The following is a 20287-nucleotide window of genomic DNA, read 5'->3' as shown; positions in this document are numbered from 1 at the left end:
CGATCGGAAAGCCATGAGCAATGCCGACCATTGAGGTGGGCCAATGGTCGGCGATGATCAAGCATGGTCCTTAACTCGGGTTTTCGAGTGTGAACAGGTCAGCATTCTCGTCGTAAGCGAAATATTCGGCATAACGAGCCCAGTTCGTCACGGCTTTCAGCGTGGTATCGGCATAGTCCTCCGACATGTAATCCTCGAGCTCGTCGCGAAAACGTCGGGCCGGCGCGCGATGCGTCGGCCGCTCGTCGAGGACACGGCGGATATGGGCGGCGAGCGGCACATAGGTGGCGAGATGCTGCTCGAACAGGCGCTTGCGTTCGTCGACGTCGCTATCGAAGAAGCGCAGGCCCGGAGCCGTCAGCCGGATGTCGCCGCCTTCCAGATCGGCAAAACGCAACAGTTGCAGCGTTTCGGCGACCGGGAAGAGATCGTCGATGTCGAGATGGAGATGCGTGGCAAGCGGCGGCAGATCCGCCTGTCCCCGGTAAGGCTCGGCTGCCACCGTTTCTATCAGGCCGGACAGCAGGTTGGTCGATACCCGCGGCAGGGCCATGGCGATGCCCGTGCCCGGGAAGAGCCCATCGCGCGCCGTGGTGCCGGTCTTCGCGGTCATCCTTGCATAGATGTCTTCGACCAGCATCCGGAAGGTGGGGTCGAGACGGTTGCGCGGCTGCGGCAGGTCGACGCGAATTTCGGCGATGACACGACCGGGGTTCGACCCGAAGATCAGGATGCGGTCGCACATCAGCACGGCCTCTTCGATATTATGCGTCACCATCAGGATGGATTCGATTGGCATCCGGCCTTCGCACCACAGATCGAGAAGATCTGTGCGCAGCGTCTCCGCCGTCAGCACGTCGAGCGCCGAGAAAGGCTCGTCCATCAAAAGGACCTTCGGGCGAACGACGAGGGCGCGTGCAAGGCCAACGCGCTGGCGCATGCCGCCCGACAGCTCCTTCGGATAGGCGCTTTCGAAGCCGTCGAGACCGATAAGGTCGATGGCGGCAAGTGCACGCTTGCGCCGCTCGCCCGGTGCTATGCCCTGGGCCTCGAGGCCCAATTCGACATTCTGCAGGACGGATAGCCAGGGGAAGAGTGCAAAACTCTGAAAGACGACCGATACGCCCGAGTTCGGACCGGTCACTGGCTTGCCTTCGAAAGTGACTTCACCCTTGCTCGGCTGGATTAGGCCAGCGATCGCCCGCAGCAGTGTCGACTTGCCGGAACCGGAGCGCCCAAGCAGTCCGACGATTTCGGCGGAACGAAGCTCCAGATCGACATTGTCCAGCACGACCAGCGAGCCGGATGCGCCCTTGTCGTAGATCTGGCAGACCTGCTTGGCGGATACCAGCGGGGTGTTTTCGGCAATTCCTGCCGTCTTCGTGAGTATGATGTTTTCCATGAGTGTTACTCCGACTGGAATGGTTAGTTGAGACGCAGGCGGCGTTCGGCGAAGACGTAGAGCGGTCGCCACAGAGTTCGGTTCAAAAGGGTGACGAAGAGCGACATGACCGCAATGCCGAGGATGACGCGCGGGTAGTCGCCGGCCTCCGTGGCCTTAGCGATGTAGGAGCCGAGGCCGAAGGCTTCGAGCTTGGTGTGACCCCAGCTCACCACTTCTGCGACGATGCTGGCATTCCATGAGCCGCCCGATGCAGTGAGCGCTCCGGTGACGTAGTAGGGAAAGATCCCCGGTAGGATGGCACGGCGCCACCAGGTCCATGACCGGAGCTGGTAGACCGAGGCAACTTCCTTCAGGTCAGTCGGAAAGGCGCTTGCCCCGGCGATGACATTGAAGAGGATGTACCATTGCGTGCCGAGTACCATCAGCGGCGATAGCCAGATGCCGGGGCTTGCTCCGGTGGCGACGATTGCAACGACTGCGAAGGGAAACAGCACGTTGGCGGGAAAGGCCGCCAGGAACTGCGCCACGGGCTGGACACGCTCGGCGACGGCCGGCCGGAGCCCGATCCAGACACCGATCGGCACCCAGATCACGCTTGCCACCGCGATCAGCACGAGCACGCGCAAGAGAGTGACGAGACCACCCTGGAAGGCTTCCCATGCGTCACCCCACGTCAGTGTCTGGCTCACATAGGCAACGGCGGTCCAGATGCCCCAGATGCCGACACCCGTGATCAAGGCGAACCAGGCATAATCGAACAAGCGTGTGGCCATAGCATTGTCGCGCTTGGCGACCGGCGCCTTGCGGGCCATGGCTGGCAAGCGAACGAGCATCAGCCTGCCCCATACCCAGGCGAGCGGTCCCATCAGGAATTTCAGCAGGCGCGTGCGCTGGATCAGGGAATAGACCCATGAGCGGGGCTTTTCCTGCCCGGCGGTCTGCTCGAAGCGGAACTTGTCTGCCCAGGCGACGATCGGTCGGAACAGGAGCTGGTCGTAGAGGACGATGACGACGCCCATGGCGAGGACTGCCCAGCTCACCGCTGCAAAATCCTGCTTGTCGATGGCAACCGCAAGCCAGGAACCGAGGCCCGGAAGCTGCACCGTGGCATTGCCGACGGTGATTGCCTCCGAGGCGACAACGAAGAACCAGCCGCCGGACATCGACATCATCGTGTTCCAGATCAGCCCGGGCGCCGAAAAAGGTGCCTCCAGCCGCCAGAACCGTTGCCAGGCAGAGAGGCCGAAACCACGGCTCACTTCGTCGAGATCGCGTGGCACTGTTCGCAGCGACTGATAGAAGGAAAAGGCCATGTTCCAGGCCTGACTGGTGAAGATCGCGAAGACCGACGCACATTCGGCGCCAAGCTGGCTTCCCGGGAAGATCCCCATGAAGAAGGTGACGGTGAAGGTGAGAAAGCCGAGAACCGGCACGGATTGCAGGATATCGAGGGCGGGGATGATGATCATCTCCGCCCGCCGGCTTTTGGCGGCCAGCGTTGCGAAAACGAAGGTGAAGATCAGCGAGGCCCCGATTGCGGCGAACATCCGTAGCGTCGTGCGCAGGGCATATTCCGGCAGCCGCGCGGGGATCGAGCGAGATGGGAGCGTTTGCCAACCCGTCCAGCGGCGCCCGCATTTCGGCTGCTCCATGCACAGCGAGCACGGCCAGCGCCGCGACGAAGGCGAAGGCGACGAGATCGTAGCCGTTCGGCAGGATGCGGGTCCGTGCCAGCTCGGCAACGGCGCTATGCCCCCGGCGATCATTGGAAAGAAAGACCATGTGATGACCTCATGGAAGAATGAGAGAGTGTCGGCGATATGCCCGCGCGACGTGATAAAAGCTGCAATCGCCGGTGCGGCGTCAGTCGAACGGAGGGAGGAGACCGTTAAGCCGTCCGATGGTTGTCGATGTGTCGACTACCATCCTCTTCGACAGGTAACTGGGCTTGCGTTGTCCAGAAGCACTCCAGCTTTCCGCTCAGGGGATTGGTATGCCAGACGGCGACAAGGACCGGGCGCGGCGAACCGGAATTGGCGGGCAGCGCCCGGATAACTGGAAATTTGGATACGGACGTGCGTCCGCGAAAAAGAACGATGTTGTTCATGGTTCACCTCCTCGGTCCGCCGACGGCGGGTCCGGGCGGCAAACCGGACAGGCTAGGCCCGACCGACGCTCGCCCGGCCGATTGTGCCGGTGGCAGTCCAGGTTGTTGCGATGACCATCCGGCCACGGCCTGATGCCGCAACCGGACAGCGACTAGGGTAGCTGTCCATTGGCTTCTTGATCTGTTGTTTCGGTAACCCCGCGCACTGTGTTGTGGGGCATGGCCGTGATGTCATGGAGGGGATAAACGGTCAATCAGGCGTTGGTGCACCGCGATTATACCTTGGTATAGGTGGATGATGTTTACCCCGATGATCAGGCCAATCGGGGGGCAAGAGCCGCTGCCGCGATCGGGCGGTTAGCCGGAGATTAAGAGCTGCCGGGCAGTCGATGTCAGCCTTTTGCTGCCGTCAGAGGTCACCACGACTGTTTCGCTGAAACCAAGGCCGCAGGCGCTGGCATAGACATGGAAGACCATTCCGTCCTCCAGCGGCCAGTTCTCTGTCGGCAGGAACACGCGGGAAAAGTCGCTCGTACGTGGCGTACGCGTATAGAGGCCAAGCGTATAGGCCGTGACGTTGTTATAGATGGGCCGCCAGCCCTCCGCGACGAGGCTATTGCGGACGATGGCGTCCACATCCCGTGCCATCACCCCGGGCTTCATGGCCGCAATCTGCTCATCCTGCAGCGTGACGATGCGGGACGCCGCATCGCGAAGCCGCGACGCGGGCTCGCCGATAATGATCGGCCGCATCAGACGTGCGCCGTAGCCGCCGATGCGCGGGATCAGCTCGACGTGCAGTATGTCTCCTTCGCTCAGCAGTTCATTCTTGAGCGCGCCATGGAGAAACTCGTGACTGCCGCTCGCCTTGACGATCGGTCCGGTCTCGCCCGTATCGGCGCCCTCCCGCAGGAAGGTCGCGGCTGCGATGGCTGCCGCATCGCGGCTCGACATGCCCGGGCGGATTGTCTCGGCGATGGCCCGCATGGCCTTGTCGGCGATAGCAGACGCATCCGCCAGAACCGCGATTTCACGCGGTGATTTGATCCAGCGCAGGCTGTCGCTGATGCCGGGAAGGGCGATGAATTCCGCCCGCGGCAGGCATGCCTTGAGCCGCGCGGCTGTATGGGCACTGAAGCTATAGGCATTGATATCAGCGCCGATGCGGGCGTCAGTGAAGCCGTGGGAGCAGATGCTGTCCGCCACGACCTGATGGGGATCATCGATATCGGCAAAGCCGATGACATCGGTGATCCAGGTCTTTTCCCGGCAAGGCGCTTCGTCGAGTTCGCGTAGGACGAACCACGGCTGTCCGTGGCGTGGAAGCAGGGCGGCACGGTACATGGTTTCGGAGACGGTATAGCCCGTCAGCCACGCCAGCAGCTCGCCGCTGTCGATCAGAAGGAGATCGACGGCGGCGGCGTCCATGGCGGCATGTGCCTTTGCAATCCGCCAGTCATATTCGTCACGAGGAAACATGCGACCTCAGGCGATCTCGCAGATGTCGAGAATGGTGAGCATGTAGACGCGGATCATGTCGAGATAGTCGACGATGTCGACGCGCTCGTCCGGCATGGTGTTGTAGCGCCCGCCCGGGCCACAGACGATGCCTTCCATGCCGAGTTCGTGATAGAGATGCCCGGCATCGGTCCCGTAAAAGCGGGTCGGCGTGATCGCACCGGTCGGCTGCTTCTCGCCGCGCACTGCCTCGTAGGCTGCATTGATCGATGTGACGATGCGCGAGGTTGGCGATACCTCGAAAGGCGGCATCAGCGGACGGCCCTCGATCATCTCGGGAACCAGCTTGGCCTTCAGCCCCGGAAAACGCTTTTCGAGCTCGACGAGTTCGCCGGCGAGATCGGCGAGGACGCCTTCCTGCGTCTGGCCGGGCGCGTAACGGGCCGAGCCCCGGATGCGCACGAAGTCGGAGACCTGCGGCGGACGCCATTCCTCGAGATCGCGCCCGAGAGCACCATGGACGACGCCGACATGGCCGCGATTGATCGAGCGATGCACGTCGCTTTTCGCGCCGCTGAAGGTCATGGCATTGATGCGCGGGATGATGTCGCAGGCGGCGGCGATGGCATCGACGGATTGCTCGCGCTTGGAGAGATGGCGGGTGTCGCCGGTAAGCTCGATGACGAAGCTCAGTGCTGCCGCGTGCATGGTCACGGCTGCAAGGTCGCTCGGCTCGCTATTGATGAAATAGTCGGCCTTGATGCCGCTGCGGATGGCCGCGAGCGTGCCGACGCCACCCTGCAATTCACCGACCACATAGGTCAGGATGATATCGCCCTTGAGTTTCACGCCGGCGTCCAGCAACGTCTTGACGGCGCAGAAATAGGCCGCATCGCCCGCCTTCATGTTGGAGACGCCGATGCCGTAGATGAACTTGTCATCAACCAGTCCGCCCCAGGGATCGACCGTCCAGCCTTCGGTGACCGGATTGGTGTCGAGATGGCCGTTGAACAGCAGGCTCTTGCCGCCGCCCGATCCCTTCAGGCGCCCGATAGCATTGAAGCGCTGACCGTCCTCGAAAGGCTGCAGTTCGGACTGGAGGCCGATCGCCGCCATCTCGCGGGCCATGATGCGGGCAAGTTCGCGCTCGCCGTCGGTCTGGGAATGGCTCTTCTGGCGCACCATGTTCGACAGGAAGTCGAGGCAGCTCTTCTCGTCGATTTTGCCGACGAGCGATTTCGGGTCCATTGTATGCTCCTTGATCTGCAATTCTACAGGGATGTGCCCGCGAGTGCCGGAACCGCCGCAATGAGCTGGCGGGTATAGGCGGCGCGGTCAGGGCTGGCGATTTCGTCTGATGGTACGACCTCGACAAGGTCGCCGCGATACATCACGGCGATGCGATGGGCGATCTGGCGAACGAGATTGAGGTCGTGGGTGATGAAGAGAAAGGCTGTGCCGTGCTTACGGTGCAATTCCAGCAGCAACTGCACGATCGAGGCCTGCACGGAAACATCCAGCGCCGAGGTGATCTCGTCGCAGATGACGAGCTTCGGTTTCGAGGCGAAGGCGCGGGCGATGGCGACGCGCTGTTTCTCTCCACCTGAGAGCTGATGCGGATAGCGGTCGGCATGGGTGCGCGGCAGGCGAACCTGTTCCAGCAGGTCACCGATCTGCTGCGATTGTGAACCGCCTTGATCCGCCCCATAGAGTTTCAGTGGCCGTGACAGGATTTCATGGATCTTCTGCCGGGGATTGAGCGATGCGTCGGGGTGCTGGAAGATCAGCTGGACATCCCTCCGATAGCTCCGGTCCATATCGGCAAGCCCGGTGATCGTCCGCCCGGCGAAGGTCATCCTTCCCTCAAAAGGGTTGAGCCCGGTCATCGCCTTGGCTAGCGTCGACTTGCCCGAACCGGATTCCCCGACGATGCCGAGGATTTCGCCCGGCTGCACAGTGAGACTGATGGCGCGATTGCCGGTGAAGCGCTTGAAGGCGCGGCCCGTCAAGGCCGAAAGAAACGGCTTGCGGCCATAATGCACGCTGACATTCTCGACCTCCATCAGCGGCTTGGTCTGATAAGAGGGGCGCGTCTCGACCAGCCGGTTGGCGGGCCGGGGCACGGCGGCAAGCAGCTCTCTGGTGTAATTCTGGCGCGGTGCCCTGAAGATATCGTCAATGGCGCCCTGCTCGACGATCTCGCCGCGCCGCATGACCGCAACGCGCTTGGCCGTCCGGGACAGCAGCGCCAGATCGTGTGAGATATAGAGCGAGGCGACGCCGGTCTCTGCCTGAAGATCGAGAAACAGATCGAGGATCTGCCGTGAGGTGATAACATCCAGCGCCGTCGTCGGCTCATCGAAGATGATGCATTGCGGATTGCAGGCAAAGGCCGTCGCGATGACGACGCGCTGCTTCTCGCCGCCCGATGCCTCATGCGGCATGCGTTGCATCATCTGCGCCGGGCTCTTCAGGCCGACGCGGGCGAGCATAGCCTCGCCTTCGCTCCATGCCTGTCTCTTCGTAAGTCCGCGATGGCGCCTTAGCGCCTCCGTCAGCTGCGTGCCGAGCGAAAGGGTAGGGTTGAGCGAGGTGCCGGGGTCCTGGAATACCATGCTGATATGCTTGCCGCGCATGCGGCCGATTTCGGCCGGCGATTTCGCCGCGAGGTCTTCGCCCTGCAGCCGGATGGCGCCGCCAACTTCGCGGGCGTTGTCCGGCAGATAGCGCATGATCGACCAGGCGAGCGACGTTTTTCCGGAACCGGATTCGCCGACAAGGCCGAGTATTTCTCCGGCACCGATCTCCAGATCGATGTTCTTCAATGCGTGGAAGACACCGTTCACTGTCAGATAATCGAGCGAATAGTTGCGGATCTGGAGAACACTGTTCTGTGCAGGTTCACTCATCTCAGCCTCCCGTGCGCGGGTTGAGGGCATCGCGCAGGCCATCGCCGAGCAGGTTGAAGCCGACGGCAACGATTGCGATTGCCAGGCTCGGCCAGATCAAGATGCCGGCGCTGATATGCATGTATTGGCGCGCTTCGGAGATCATCAGTCCCCATTCGGTTGCCGGCGGCTGCGCGCCGAGACCGAGGAAGCTCAGTGTCGCGAACAGCATGACGGCGAAGGAAATGCGGATGGTCGTCTCGACGATGATCGGGGCGATGACGTTGGGCAGCATTTCGCGCAGGATGATATAGGACGAGCTTTCGCCGCGAGCGATGGCGGCACTGACATAGTCCTGCTTGCGGATGGAAAGGGCGACGCTGCGGGTAATGCGCGCCATGCCGGGCGCAAAGGCGACGGCGACGGCCACCAGCGCATTGACGCTGCCGGAGCCGAGCAGATTGACGATCAGAAGCGCGAACAGAAGGTTCGGGATCGACATCACGGCATCGATCGTGCGCATGATCATCTCGTCGGCACGCCCGCCCAGATAGGCCGACACCGTACCGATGAGGGCGCCGGCAAAGGTTCCGGCGAGCGTGGCGACGACCGCCGTGATTACCGTTGCGCGGGCGCCGATCAGAAGGCGGCTCAGAATATCGCGGCCATATTGATCCGTTCCGAGCAGGAATGTCATGCTCGGTCCCTTGTAACGGGCAAGGATCGACATGGCTTCCGGATCGCGAGGGGCGAGCCACGGGCCAAATGCGACGACGATGAATACCAGAATGATGAGGATCAGGCCAGTGGCGCCCTGCGGCGTGCGCAACAGCCGCTTGAGAAGATCAACCATATTGGATCCTCTTGTCGAGCCAGGCATAGAGAAGGTCGGCTGCGAAATTGACGATGGAATAGGTGGCCGCCATGAGAAGGACGCCGGCCTGGATGGAGGGCAGGTCGCGCGTCTGGATGGCGACGATCAGCTGCCGCCCGATGCCGGGAATGGCGAAGATTTCTTCGACGACAATGATGCCGCCGAGCAGATAGCCGACATCGAGCGCAACCACGGTGATGGTTGGTAGCAGCGCGTTGCGCAGGGCATGACCGAACAGAACGCGTGAACCGGAAAGACCCTTCAGTCGCGCAGCACGGATATAGTCGGTATGCAGGACATCGACGAGTTCCGAACGGACCATGCGCGAGACGTGGGCGATGAGGATGATGGAGATGACGCAGACTGGCAGCGCCAGATGCGCGAGGCCGTCGAGGAAATTCTCGGTGAGCGGCACGTAGCCGGTCGCGGGCAGTAATTTCAGCCAGTCGGAGACGACCAGCACCGCGACCGTTGCCGTCACGAATTCTGGCAGGGAAACGCCCGCATAGGACACAAGGCTCACCAGCATGTCGGTCAGACGGCCGCGCCGCATCGCGGCGATAACACCGAGCGGAATGGCCAGCACCAGCATCAGGCCGATCGACAGGCAGGCGAGAAGCAGGGACCGTCCCAGGGCTTCGAACATGACGGGACCGATGGGCTGGCCGGTGCGCAGCGAATGGCCAAAATCGCCATGCAGGACGCCACCCAGCCAGTGCAGATATTGCAGCCATACGGGGTCATTCAGCCCCATTTGCTGACGCAGGGCGTCCAGCGCCTCGGCGGTGGCGTTTTCTCCCAGCATCATCACGGCGGCATCGGCCGGCAGGACCTGGGTAATGGCGAAGACGACGAGCGACACGACGAAGAGCGTGTAAACGATCATCAATAGTCGCTTGATCAGATAGTGCGGTGACAAGGGCTTGTTCCCTGGTGTTCCTATGATCAGCTGCAAATTTCTCGCGGCCGGCCTTTGAGCTGTGTTGCGCGCCGGAAAACGACGCGCAACGCCTATGTCGACTTCGAGCTTAAGCGAGGTCAGCTCCGCTTCGGCGCCTTATCGGTCAAGGCGGTATAGTCGAGGCGGAAGACGGATGCGCGCGGATGGACTTCGAAGCCCGAGACCCAGTCGCGCTTGGCCGCCAGGACGTCGAAGAAGACCGGGATGATGGAGGGCACTTCCTCGTTCATCAGCTTCTGTGCCTCCGCATAGAGCGCTGAACGCTTGGCCTCGTCGGTGATCCCGCGTGCCTCGTTGACGACCTTGTCGAAGGCCGCGTTGTTCCAGCGCGTTTCGTTCCAGGCTGCGTCGGAGGTGTAGAGAAGCTTGAAGATGGCATCGGCTGTCGGCTGCATGTTGTAGAAGCCGACATAGAAGCTGCCCTTCTTCCAGACCTGATCGAGATAGGTGGCGTGCGGCATGGTCTGGACATTGATCCGGATGCCGGCTTCCTTGGCCATTTCGCGGAGCGCCACGGCGAGTTGCGTCCGCTGGCTCGGCTTGTCGGAAGCGATCAGAGTGGCTTCGAACCCGTCTGGATAGCCCGCTTCGGTGAGCAGCTTCTTTGCTTCCTCGATATTGGCCTGGCGTAGCGGCAGGTCCGTGTAGAAGTGGTAGGAAGAATTCAGTGGCGTGTCGTTGCCCGGCGTTCCAAAACCTTCGGTGACGAAATCGACCATGGCCTGCCGGTCGACCGTCAGCGCCAGGGCACGCCGGACGCGGGGATCGTTGAAGGGCTTGGTGTCGCAGCCGAAATTGATGTTGCAGAACTGGCCGGACGGAATGCGCAACGCATTGACGCCCTGGGCATCCTTCATGCGCAGATATTCGGTGGGCTGGACCGTGGAGACGATGTCGATGTCGCCGGCCAGAAGCGCCGAAGTTTGCGCGGATGTATCCGGGAAGACCTGGATTTCCACGCGATCGAGATAGGGGCGCTTCGGATCGTAATAGTCCGGATTGCGCTCGACGACGATCAGGCGATCGGGCTCATAGGAGACGAGCTTGAAGGGGCCGGTACCGTTCGCTGTCGTCGACAGCTTCTTGAAATCGCCGGTCGCGATCGAGGCGGGAATGATACGGGCCACCGTATAGGCCATGGCGACCGGGAAGTCGGCATAGGGGCCTGAGAGCTTGAAGACGGCGGTCAGAGGGTCGGCAGCCGTGACATCGGCGATCGGGCCGACATTGTTGCGCGCCGGCGAAGCATTGTTCGGATTGAGGATCGCCTTGAAGGTCTCGACGACATCGGTGGCGGTGAAGGGCGAGCCGTCATGGAATTTCACGCCGCTGCGAAGCTTGAACGTCCATTCGGTCAGCGCATCGTTGGCGCTCCAGGATTCGGCAAGGTCCGGCTCGATGGTCATGTCGACCTTCAGCCGGGTCAGATTGCTATAGAGCAGCTCGGTGACCATGTATTCGGGATTGACGCGGGTCAGAAGCGGATGGATCACGCTCGCCGCCTGATCGACGGAGATCCGCAAGGTTCCTCCCTTGGCGGGCGTGGTGGTTTGGGCAAGGCCGAGAGACGGTGCTGTCAGCAGCGCTGCCGTTCCGGCCAGAAAATAACGTCGGTTCAACTTCAGCATCTGGTGTTCCCCTTATTTTGACGCGGAGTATTCAGGAATGAGATCGGCGGAAAAATCGCGCGCGAGATAGGCGAGAATGCTCTGTGCCAGCGCGATGATATCCGTCGTTGTCGTGTGTTCTTCCGGGCTGTGGATGCAGCTTTCGGGACGGCCAAGCCCGCCGAGCAGTATCTCCTGCATGACACCCGCCTGTTGCACGTAACCGAAATCCGAGCAGCTGGCCGCGCCCCATTTGCTGAAGTCGGAGGGCTGATAGCCGAAGCCGAGGCTCAACGCTTTCTGCCAGCGCGGCCAATGGGGACCATCCGGATCCGCCGTCGGGATCAGATGGCCGACGAGATCGATGTCGAACTCAAGGCCCGGCGTTTGCGCCACGCAGGCGCGCACCAGATCCTCGATCTCTGCACGAGCTGCTTCGTAGCTTTCCTCGGGGGCATAGCGGCGGCTGACGAGAATCTTGATCTCGGCTGCAACCTGTCCGCCGGACGTGCCGCCGTTGACGGCGGATATGGACAGCTGCGGTCGTAGCGGGCCGCTCGCATGTGGCGGTGGAGGCAGCTTGGACTCGAAAGCGGCGATCTTCGGCTTCAGTGCCTGCAATGCATTGAGGAGGGGAAGGGCGCCCTCGATGGCGTTGACGCCCGAACCGGTGCGATTGCCTTCGCCGGCATGAACGGCATGCCCCTTGATGGTGATCTGTAGATTAAAGACACCGAAGCAGCCGGCCCAGATGCGCGGCGCGGCCGAACCGTTGAAGTTGATGATGTGTCCCTTCAGCATGCCCTGCTCGGCGAGGTAACGGATGCCGGGATAAAGCCCGCCTTCCTCGTCCGTGCACAGCAACAGCATCGGATCGTAGGCAAGCTCGACGCCGCATTCCTCGGCAGCGCGAAGCGCAAGCAATGTCGCGGCAATCGTGCCCTTCATGTCGGCGGCACCCAGCCCGAAAAGCTGCTCTCCCTCGCGCGTCAGCCGCAGCGGATGGCGTTGCCAGCCCGGAGCCACGGGAACGGTATCGACATGATAGTAGAGGCCGCACACCGGCTTGTTTGCCGGACGCTCGGCGATCAGATTGACGCGCTCTCCGCAAGCTGGGCCATTGGCGACACGCCATAGCTCATCCGGCACCGTGACGCGTCTGGTGTGAAAGCCCAGTGGCTTCAGCAGGTCTTCCATCAGATCCGCAAAGGCGGGGTAGCCCGTGCCGGGCGGAAAGGAGGTGTCGATGGCAATCATCCGTGCCAGATCCTCGACCGCTTTTTCGACATCGCGTTCGATTGCCGTCAAGGCGTTTGCAAATGATATCGACTGGGGTGATAAGGCTTGATTGCTCACGTTGAGTTCCGAAAAAGACGCGCAGAATGGAGACTTACTCTGCTCTCGTATTCATATAAACTATATAGTAATGATGCTTCCTCGCCTTTCGCGAGTCAACTCCAAATAAGAGGCAATTAATTGCGCGAAATGCCCAATTTTTTAGCAGACACATCGCGAGCGTCGGAGTTTTCCCTGCCGCTTTACGAGGTGGTCAAACGGCAGGTCACGGAAGCGATCATGATGGGCAAATGGCCGGCGGGAACGACCCTGCCGAGCGAGATTGCGCTCTCGCAGATGTTCGGCGTCGCAGTCGGCACCATCCGACGGGCTTTGGCGGATCTGACCAATGAGGGGTTGTTGAGCCGCCGGCGCAAGACGGGGACGGTCGTGACAGGACGTACGCCACAGCACAGCCTGCGGTTCTTCTTTCAGTATTTCCGTCTTCATGGCCTCGACGGCTCGTTGCAGAATTCCACCTCGGAAATTCTGTCCCTGGAGAAGCGTCAGGCCAGCCAGGATGAATGCGCGAGCCTGCAAGTGGAAAGCGCGACGGAGGTGATCACTTTTCACCGCCTGCGCAGCGTCGGCGGAGTGCCGGTCATGCACGAGATCATCACGCTTCCGGCGCACCTACTGCCCGGATTCCCCGAACGAAAAGAGGATATTCCCGCGCTACTCTATCTGTTTCTTCTCGATCGCTACGGCATTCGCATTTCCGCGGTTCGCGAACAGATCGCGGCAACGCTTGCGACGGAAGAAGATGCTCGGTTGTTGCAGCTCAACTTGCCGGATGCCGCGTTGACGATCGACGAGGTGGCCTATGATCAGTCCGCCGTCCCCGTTCTTGTTGCGCGACATCGGGCGACGACCAGAAGCCACCGCTACGTGCATGAAGTGCAGTAAGGCGGGTATGGAAATACACGGGCGAGGAGAAGGGCTGACCTAACACGCGCCCCATATTCGCCAGTTACATCGCGAGATAGGCCTGTCGAATATCCTCGCGGCTTTCAAGTTCGGCAATGGTGCCGGAATATCGGATCCCGCCTTTTTCCAGAATATAGGCGCGGTCGGATATCAGTCGGGCAAAATGCAGGTTTTGTTCCGATAGCAGGATGGACAGCCCCTCGCGCTTCATCGTGACGATAGCATCCGCCATCTGCTCGACGATCTTGGGCGCCAGCCCTTCGGATGGTTCGTCTAGCAGGATCAAATGGGGATTGCCCATCAGGGTTCGGCCGATGGTCAGCATCTGCTGCTCGCCGCCGCTCATGTTGCCGGCCGGTCTCTTGCGTATGTCGGCGAGGTTCGGGAAAATCTCGTAGATGCGCTCAGGCGTCCACACCGCGTGTTGGTCGCGCGCCGCCTGCCGTCCGACTTCGAGATTCTCCTCCACTGTCAGTCCAGTGAAGATGCGCCGGTCTTCCGGCACGTAACCGAGCCCCCTGCGTGCGATGTCGAATGGAGCGAGCCTGGAAATATCCTCGCCGCGAAACCGGACCTCCCCCTGTTTCGACATGAGCAGGCTCATGATCGATTTGAAGGTCGTCGATTTGCCGGCGCCGTTGCGGCCAAGCAGGGCGATGACCTCGCCCTCGGCGACCTGCAACTCCACGTCGAACAGGATATGCGCGGGTCCGTACCAGCTATTGAGACGCGATACTTCCAGCATCAGCCCTCCGATCTGTTGGCGTAAAGCAGGCCGGAGCCGAGATAGACGGCCTGGACATCGGCATTGGTCCGGATCGCCTCGGGCGATCCTTCCGCGATGATCACACCGCGATTGAGCACAATGATCCGCGACGCATGTTCAAAGACGATATCCATGTCATGCTCGGTGAAGAGAACGCCGATCTGTCTTTCCTCGACAATCCGGGCGGTCAGCTTCATCAGCTCGATGCGTTCCCGCGGAGCCATTCCGGCGGCCGGCTCATCCATCAGCAACAGCTTTGGGTCGCCCGCCAGCGCAATAGCAAGCTCAAGGCGTTTAACGTCGCCATAGGGAAGTTCGCGACAGGGGCGATCGGCCTGGTCGCCAAGACCGATCAGGCCAATCAGTTCTTCCGCCTCGCGACGGAACTTGCGGTCCAGCCGCCCGAAAAAGCCGGTCCATCCTGAGAGATGTCCGGCATGGGACAGGATCGCCACCTGGACATTCTCGCGAACCGTCATGGAGAGATAGACTTCCGCAATCTGGAATGTCCGGCCGACGCCGAGGCGGAAGATCCGGGCGGGTGAAAGGCCCGATGTGTTGAGCCCGTCGAGGGTTACGGACCCTGCATCGGGTGTGATCTGCCCGTTTAGCATGTTGAAGCAGGTGCTTTTTCCAGCACCGTTCGGGCCGATGAGCGCCATCAACTCGCCACGAACAAGCGAAAAGGAGACGTCCGTGACCGCCTTGACGCCCTGATAGCTCTTGCTCAGATGCGATACCGACAGAAGCGGCTGGCTCATGGCGCATCCCCCATTTTGGCGACCGGCTGTGAAAGGATTGCTGGTTGCCGCTTGCGGGCTCCCCATATGCGGCCCAGCGTTCCGACGATCCCCTCCGGAAAGGCGACGACCAGGAGGATGATAAGGCCACCGAGGATCATGCGGGAGAGATCGGTGTTGCTCATCAGCCAGATGGAGGCGGTCTTGTAGACGATCGCGCCGACGATGCCGCCCGACACCGTGCCGAAGCCACCGAGTAGCACCATGACGAGCCCATCGATCGACATCGGAATACCGAGCACGTCGGGAAAGATGCTTCCCTTCTGAAACGCCAGAAGCGAGCCGGCAAGGCCGGCAAAGAAGGCCGAGACGACGAAGGCCGTATGCTGGACGGTACGGCGCGGAATGCCGGTTGCCGCGGCGCGCTGCGGTGAATCCCTAAGGGCTCTCAGGGCATGGCCGAACGGCGCAAAAGTCAGATACCGGATGCAGCCGACCGACAGTACTGCCGCCGCCAGCGCCAGCCAATAGAAGGCCCTGGCTCCGCTTGCCCAGTCGGACGGCCAGACGCCGACGATGCCGTTGTCGCCGCCGGTGACGTCGACCCATTGGTAGGCGATCGACCAGAAAATCTGGGCGAAGGCCAGGGTGAGCATGGCGAAATAGATGTTGGACAGCCGGACGCAGAACCACCCCGAGACCAGCGATATGGCAGCCGCCACGACAGGTCCGATGATGAGGGCAAGCTCCATTGGCGCGCCGAGCCACTGGACCGACAATGCGGCTCCATAGGCGCCGAGGCCGAGGCTCGCCGCATGGCCGAAGGAGTCCAGCCCGCCCACCGACATCATGAACTGCAGACTGGTGGCGAAAATCACGGCTATCAGGACTTCGCTGGCGACACCGAGGCCGTAATTGCCGAGCACCAGCGGCAACAGGACCGCGCCAAGGATCAGCACGCCGGCGGCGGCCCGGCTGCGTGGACCAAGTGGTTGCCACGTCGTCCTTGCCGCATAGCCTGCGCGGGACACCGGCAGCGGCTTGCCGAAGAAGCCCCAGGGACGCAGGACAAGGACGACCGCCATGACCACGAACATCAGCACGAGGGAAATGCCCGGAAACACCAGGATGCCGAAGGCGTTCAGCTCGGAGACGACGATGGCGGCCAGGAATACGCCGCCGATGCTGCCGAGGCCGCCGATCACCACAACGACGAACACTTCGGTGATGACGGAGAGATCCATGAAGTGCGTGACGGCATCGCGCGGAATTTGCAGGCCACCACCGAAGGCAGCCAGGAAGACACCGAGCGCGAAGACCCCGGTGAAAAGCCATTTCTGGTTTACGCCGAGCGCGCTGACCATGTCGCGGTCCTGGGTGGCGGCACGCACCAGAATGCCCCATCGCGAGCGGTGAAGCAGCAGCCACAGCAGGCCGAGAACGGCGGGTCCGAGCGCGATGAGCACGAGATCATAGGCGGGAAAGGGCCGGCCGAGGATCTGGACGGCGCCGGACAATCCCGGTGCCCGTGGCCCGACGAGATCTTCCGGTCCCCAGATCAGCCGCACGCCGTCCTCGACGACGAGCGTGACGCCGAAGGTGGCCAGAAGCTGCAACAGTTCGGGAGCACGGTAAATACGGCGCAGCAGCAGGATTTCCAGCAGAGCACCGCAGACAGCGACAATGGCGGCAGACACAAGCAGTGCTGCCCAGAAGCCGAAGGCGCTCTCCCAGCGGGTCGTCAGGCTATAGGCGATATAGGCGCCCAACATGTAAAAGGCGCCATGGGCGAAATTGACGATGCGGGTCACACCGAAGATCAGCGATAGCCCGGATGCCACCAGAAACAGCGAGGCGGCATTGGAGAGCCCGGTCAGGAACTGCAGAAAATAAAGGTCCAACGGAGGCTCCCTGCCCATTTAACAAGGGTGGCATTCGATCCACGGAGCGAATGCCGGCGCTATGCTTTATGACGGAATGTATGCCCGTTTCGCCGGCGGAAGGGCATGAAGCCGCGACCGCCGGCCTTCGACGGCTCTGTTAGGGGCGAAGCTTGGCGGCGTCGGCCTCGCTCGGCAGGAAGTCGTTGCCACTATGGTACTGGAAATCGACCATCACGCCTTTTCCATCCTTGAGCGCGGTCTTGCCGATGAAGGCGCCGAGCGTCGATTGATGATCCGCGGCACGATAGGTGATCGGGCCGAACGGCGTATCGACCGAAATACCCTTGGCGGCGGCAATCAGCGCGTCCGTATCCGTCGACTTGGCCTTGATGAGAATTGCTGCCATCGACTTGACCAGCGCATAGCCGACCACCGAGCCGAGGCGGGGATAGTCGTTGTAGCGCTTCTGGTAAGCGTCGAGAAAGGCCTTATGCGCTGGTGTATCGACGGAATACCAAGGGTAGCCGGTGACGATCCATCCTTCCGGCGTATCGGTCTTCAGCGGATCGAGATATTCCGGCTCGCCGGTCAGGAAGGAAACCACTGAGCGGCCCTTGAAGAGATCGCGGGTCGTGCCTTCGCGCACGAGCTTCACCAGATCGGCACCGAACTCGACGTTAAGGATCGCATCCGGCTTGGCGGCCTCGATGGCCTGCGCCACGGAGCCGGCATCGATTTTGCCCTGCGGCGGCCATTGCTCGCCGACGAACTCCACGTCGGGCCGGGCCTTCTGGAGCAGTTCCTTGAACACCGCCACGGCGCTTTGACCGTATTCGTAGTTCGGCGCGATGGTCGCCCAGCGCTTCGCCGGCAGCTTGGCGGCTTCCTGCGCGAGCATGGCGGCCTGCACGTAATTCGGCGGACGCAGGCGGAAGGTATAATCGTTGCCCTTCGACCAGATCATTGCGTCGGTCAGCGGTTCGCCCGCCAGGTAAAAGACCTTTTTCTGCTTGGCGAAGTCGGCAACAGCCATGCCGACATTGGAAAAGAAGGAGCCGGAGATCATCACCACCCCTTCCTTTGCGACCAGCTCGTTGGCAGCCGTCAGCGCGTCGCCGGGTTTGCCGCCGTCATCCTTGGAAATGATCACCAGCGTGTCGCCGTTGATGCCACCGGCCGCATTGACCTCGTCAAGCGCCAGCTGCCAACCCTTTTTATAGGGATCGGTGAATGCGGGTAGCGCGGAATAGCTGTTGATCTCGCCGACCTTGATCTCGCCAGCCATCGCCTGTGTTCCGGCCGCCAGACAAAGGGCCGTACCCATAATCGCAAAAAGTCCTCTCATTTCCGTCCTCTCTGGATTGATCTGTTTTGATTCTTGTTATTACGGCACGTCATCGGCGGCATCGAATTTCGAGCGCGTGCAATCGCGATCCATAGCCTGTCGCCTGACGATATGATCTGGTGTGTTCACTATAAATGCAAGATCTTTCTCTGTGTATTTTTTAGGCAAAATTGCGCAAAAACCCCGCATTTCCAGCTTGCCAATTGTTCGGAGAACATGGAAATTCGCGTATACACACTAATCTTGGCAACGGGTGGCTGATGTGAAGCACGATAGGCCGGATACGGATGACTATGATGTCACGCAGCAGGTGGGCCATCTGCTGCGCAGGGTGTATCAGCGGCATCTTTCGATCTTCCAGGACAACGCCTCCGACCCCAATCTGACCTCCGTTCAGTTCGTTACCCTCTGCGCGCTTCGCGATCATGGGCCGAGTTCCCAGACCGAACTCGTCAAGGCCACGGCCGTCGATCAGGGCACGATCCGGGGCATCATCGAACGGTTGTCCGCGCGGGGCCTGATCACGACCTCAGGCGATGAGCAGGACGGACGCAAGATCATCATGTCCCTGACGCCGGCTGCGGAGGACCTGCTGGAGGAGATGATACCGGCGGCGCACCTCATCAGTGAGCTGACCATGGCCGACCTTAATCCGGCTGAAAGAGTGGCCCTGCTTTATCTACTGCGCCGTATTTTGACCTACCATGATGACAAATCATCGAGCGCGCCGGAGAAATAGACCGGCGTGAGATGCTGCCGTTCGACAGCACCTCTCTTTTTGGCTATTCGGCCTCAGTTCGAAAAGGCGGCGATGCCGGTAATGGCGCGGCCGAGGATGAGGGCGTGGATATCATGGGTGCCCTCGTAGGTGTTGACCACTTCGAGGTTGACCAGATGGCGGGCGATGCCGAACTCGTCGGATATGCCGTTGCCGCCAAGCATGTCGCGAGCAGCGCGGGCAATATCGAGCGCCTTGCCGCAGCTGTTGCGCTTCAGGATCGAGGTCAGCTCCACCGGCGGATGGCCGTCTTCCTTCATGCGGCCGAGACGCAGGCAGCCCTGTAGCCCAAGCGTGATCTCGGTCACCATGTCGGCGAGCTTCTTCTGGATCAGCTGGTTGGCGGCAAGCGGCCGGCCGAACTGCTGGCGGTCGAGCACATATTGCCGCGCCTTGGCATAGCAATCCTCGGCAGCACCGAGCGCTCCCCAGGCAATGCCGAAGCGGGCGGAGTTGAGGCAGGTAAACGGACCCTTGAGGCCGGAGACATTGGGCAACAGGTTTTCTTCCGGCACGAAGACATTGTCCATGACGACTTCGCCGGTGATCGAGGCGCGCAGGCCGACTTTGCCGTGGATGGCGGGCGCAGACAGACCCTTCCAGCCCTTCTCCAGGATGAAGCCACGGATGACACCGTCTTCGGTCTTGCCCCAGACGACGAAGACATCAGCGATCGGCGCATTGGAGATCCAGGTCTTGGCACCGGTGAGGTGATAGCCGCCATCCACCTTCTTGGCCCGCGTCGCCATCGAGCCGGGGTCGGAGCCGTGGTTCGGTTCGGTAAGACCGAAGCAGCCGATCCATTCGCCGGTAGCAAGCTTCGGCAGGTATTTCTGCTTCTGCGCCTCGGACCCGAAGGCATCGATCGGTACCATGACGAGGGAGGACTGCACGCTCATCATCGAGCGATAGCCGCTGTCGACGCGCTCCACTTCGCGGGCGATCAGGCCATAGGCGACATAGCCGAGGCCAGCGCCGCCATATTCCGGCGCAATCGTCGGCCCGAGCAGGCCAAGCTCGCCCATCTCGCGGAAGATAGAGGGATCGGTCTTCTCATGGCGGAAGGCGTCGAGCACGCGAGGCGCCAGCTTCTCCTGCGCATAGGCATGGGCGGTGTCCAGCACCATGCGCTCGTCATCGTTCAACTGTTCCGTCAGCCGGAACGGATCGGCCCAATCGAATATCTCGCGGCTCATGCTCTCGTCTCCCAATT

Annotated in this window: 16 protein-coding genes and 1 pseudogene; 2 read left to right on the top strand and 15 right to left on the bottom strand. The window is 61.5% G+C overall.

Annotation, left to right across the window (positions count from 1 at the left end):
• Positions 1 to 70: 70 nt before the first annotated feature.
• From HB780_RS10995 to HB780_RS10950, 10 genes and pseudogenes are all read right to left on the bottom strand, one after another.
• Complete coding sequence (locus HB780_RS10995) at positions 71 to 1402, bottom strand: ABC transporter ATP-binding protein (protein ID WP_183687645.1); 1332 nt, start codon at positions 1400 to 1402, stop codon at positions 71 to 73.
• Between the two features lie 23 nt (positions 1403 to 1425).
• Positions 1426 to 3187: pseudogene (locus tag HB780_RS10990) on the bottom strand (ABC transporter permease).
• A gap of 106 nt (positions 3188 to 3293) precedes the next feature.
• Positions 3294 to 3512 carry a hypothetical protein gene (locus HB780_RS10985; protein ID WP_183687643.1) on the bottom strand — a complete coding sequence of 73 codons (219 nt, stop codon included), beginning with the start codon at positions 3510 to 3512 and terminating at the stop codon, positions 3294 to 3296.
• A 357-nt stretch (positions 3513 to 3869) separates the two neighbouring features.
• A complete protein-coding gene (locus tag HB780_RS10980; protein ID WP_183687641.1) occupies positions 3870 to 4991 on the bottom strand; it encodes a M24 family metallopeptidase in 1122 nt (373 codons plus the stop codon).
• Between the two features lie 6 nt (positions 4992 to 4997).
• Positions 4998 to 6218, bottom strand: coding sequence for a M20 family metallopeptidase (locus tag HB780_RS10975; RefSeq protein WP_183687639.1), 1221 nt, complete (start codon positions 6216 to 6218; stop codon positions 4998 to 5000).
• Between the two features lie 23 nt (positions 6219 to 6241).
• Positions 6242 to 7879 (bottom strand): dipeptide ABC transporter ATP-binding protein, encoded by a 1638-nt coding sequence (locus HB780_RS10970; protein WP_183687637.1) that lies wholly within the window; start codon positions 7877 to 7879, stop codon positions 6242 to 6244.
• A 1-nt stretch (position 7880) separates the two neighbouring features.
• Positions 7881 to 8711 (bottom strand): ABC transporter permease, encoded by an 831-nt coding sequence (locus HB780_RS10965; protein ID WP_183687635.1) that lies wholly within the window; start codon positions 8709 to 8711, stop codon positions 7881 to 7883.
• Positions 8704 to 9651, bottom strand: a complete 948-nt coding sequence (locus HB780_RS10960; RefSeq protein WP_183687633.1) for an ABC transporter permease — start codon at positions 9649 to 9651, stop codon at positions 8704 to 8706. Before HB780_RS10960 ends, HB780_RS10965 begins: the two co-directional genes overlap by 8 nt.
• Before the next feature lie 119 nt (positions 9652 to 9770).
• The gene (locus HB780_RS10955) at positions 9771 to 11321 is read right to left on the bottom strand and encodes an ABC transporter substrate-binding protein (protein ID WP_183687631.1); all 1551 of its coding nucleotides are present in this window, start codon (positions 11319 to 11321) and stop codon (positions 9771 to 9773) included.
• Positions 11322 to 11333: 12 nt separating this feature from the next.
• Positions 11334 to 12656 carry a M20 family metallopeptidase gene (locus HB780_RS10950; RefSeq protein WP_183687630.1) on the bottom strand — a complete coding sequence of 441 codons (1323 nt, stop codon included), beginning with the start codon at positions 12654 to 12656 and terminating at the stop codon, positions 11334 to 11336.
• Between the two features lie 129 nt (positions 12657 to 12785).
• Between HB780_RS10950 and HB780_RS10945 the strand changes: the two genes are divergently transcribed.
• The gene (locus HB780_RS10945) at positions 12786 to 13541 is read left to right on the top strand and encodes a GntR family transcriptional regulator (protein ID WP_183687628.1); all 756 of its coding nucleotides are present in this window, start codon (positions 12786 to 12788) and stop codon (positions 13539 to 13541) included.
• Between the two features lie 64 nt (positions 13542 to 13605).
• Here HB780_RS10945 and HB780_RS10940 read toward each other — a convergent pair whose 3' ends face one another.
• From HB780_RS10940 to HB780_RS10925, 4 genes are all read right to left on the bottom strand, one after another.
• Positions 13606 to 14307, bottom strand: a complete 702-nt coding sequence (locus tag HB780_RS10940; protein WP_183687626.1) for an ABC transporter ATP-binding protein — start codon at positions 14305 to 14307, stop codon at positions 13606 to 13608.
• Positions 14307 to 15089 (bottom strand): ABC transporter ATP-binding protein, encoded by a 783-nt coding sequence (locus HB780_RS10935; protein WP_183687624.1) that lies wholly within the window; start codon positions 15087 to 15089, stop codon positions 14307 to 14309. Before HB780_RS10935 ends, HB780_RS10940 begins: the two co-directional genes overlap by 1 nt.
• Positions 15086 to 16969: an ABC transporter permease gene (locus HB780_RS10930; RefSeq protein ID WP_183687622.1), complete on the bottom strand. Its 1884-nt coding sequence runs from the start codon at positions 16967 to 16969 to the stop codon at positions 15086 to 15088. Before HB780_RS10930 ends, HB780_RS10935 begins: the two co-directional genes overlap by 4 nt.
• Before the next feature lie 139 nt (positions 16970 to 17108).
• Positions 17109 to 18296 carry an ABC transporter substrate-binding protein gene (locus HB780_RS10925; protein ID WP_183687620.1) on the bottom strand — a complete coding sequence of 396 codons (1188 nt, stop codon included), beginning with the start codon at positions 18294 to 18296 and terminating at the stop codon, positions 17109 to 17111.
• Between the two features lie 262 nt (positions 18297 to 18558).
• Here HB780_RS10925 and HB780_RS10920 point away from each other — a divergent pair, with 262 nt between their 5' ends.
• Complete coding sequence (locus HB780_RS10920; protein WP_435693859.1) at positions 18559 to 19035, top strand: MarR family winged helix-turn-helix transcriptional regulator; 477 nt, start codon at positions 18559 to 18561, stop codon at positions 19033 to 19035.
• Positions 19036 to 19088: 53 nt separating this feature from the next.
• Here the strand turns inward: HB780_RS10920 and HB780_RS10915 are convergent, their stop codons facing one another.
• A complete protein-coding gene (locus HB780_RS10915; RefSeq protein WP_183687615.1) occupies positions 19089 to 20270 on the bottom strand; it encodes an acyl-CoA dehydrogenase in 1182 nt (393 codons plus the stop codon).
• Between the last annotated feature and the right edge of the window lie 17 nt (positions 20271 to 20287).

The sequence above is a fragment of the Rhizobium lusitanum genome, from assembly GCF_014189535.1.
In the GTDB taxonomy this organism is placed as follows: domain Bacteria; phylum Pseudomonadota; class Alphaproteobacteria; order Rhizobiales; family Rhizobiaceae; genus Rhizobium; species Rhizobium lusitanum_C.
This window is presented reverse-complemented; position numbering and strand designations above follow the sequence as displayed.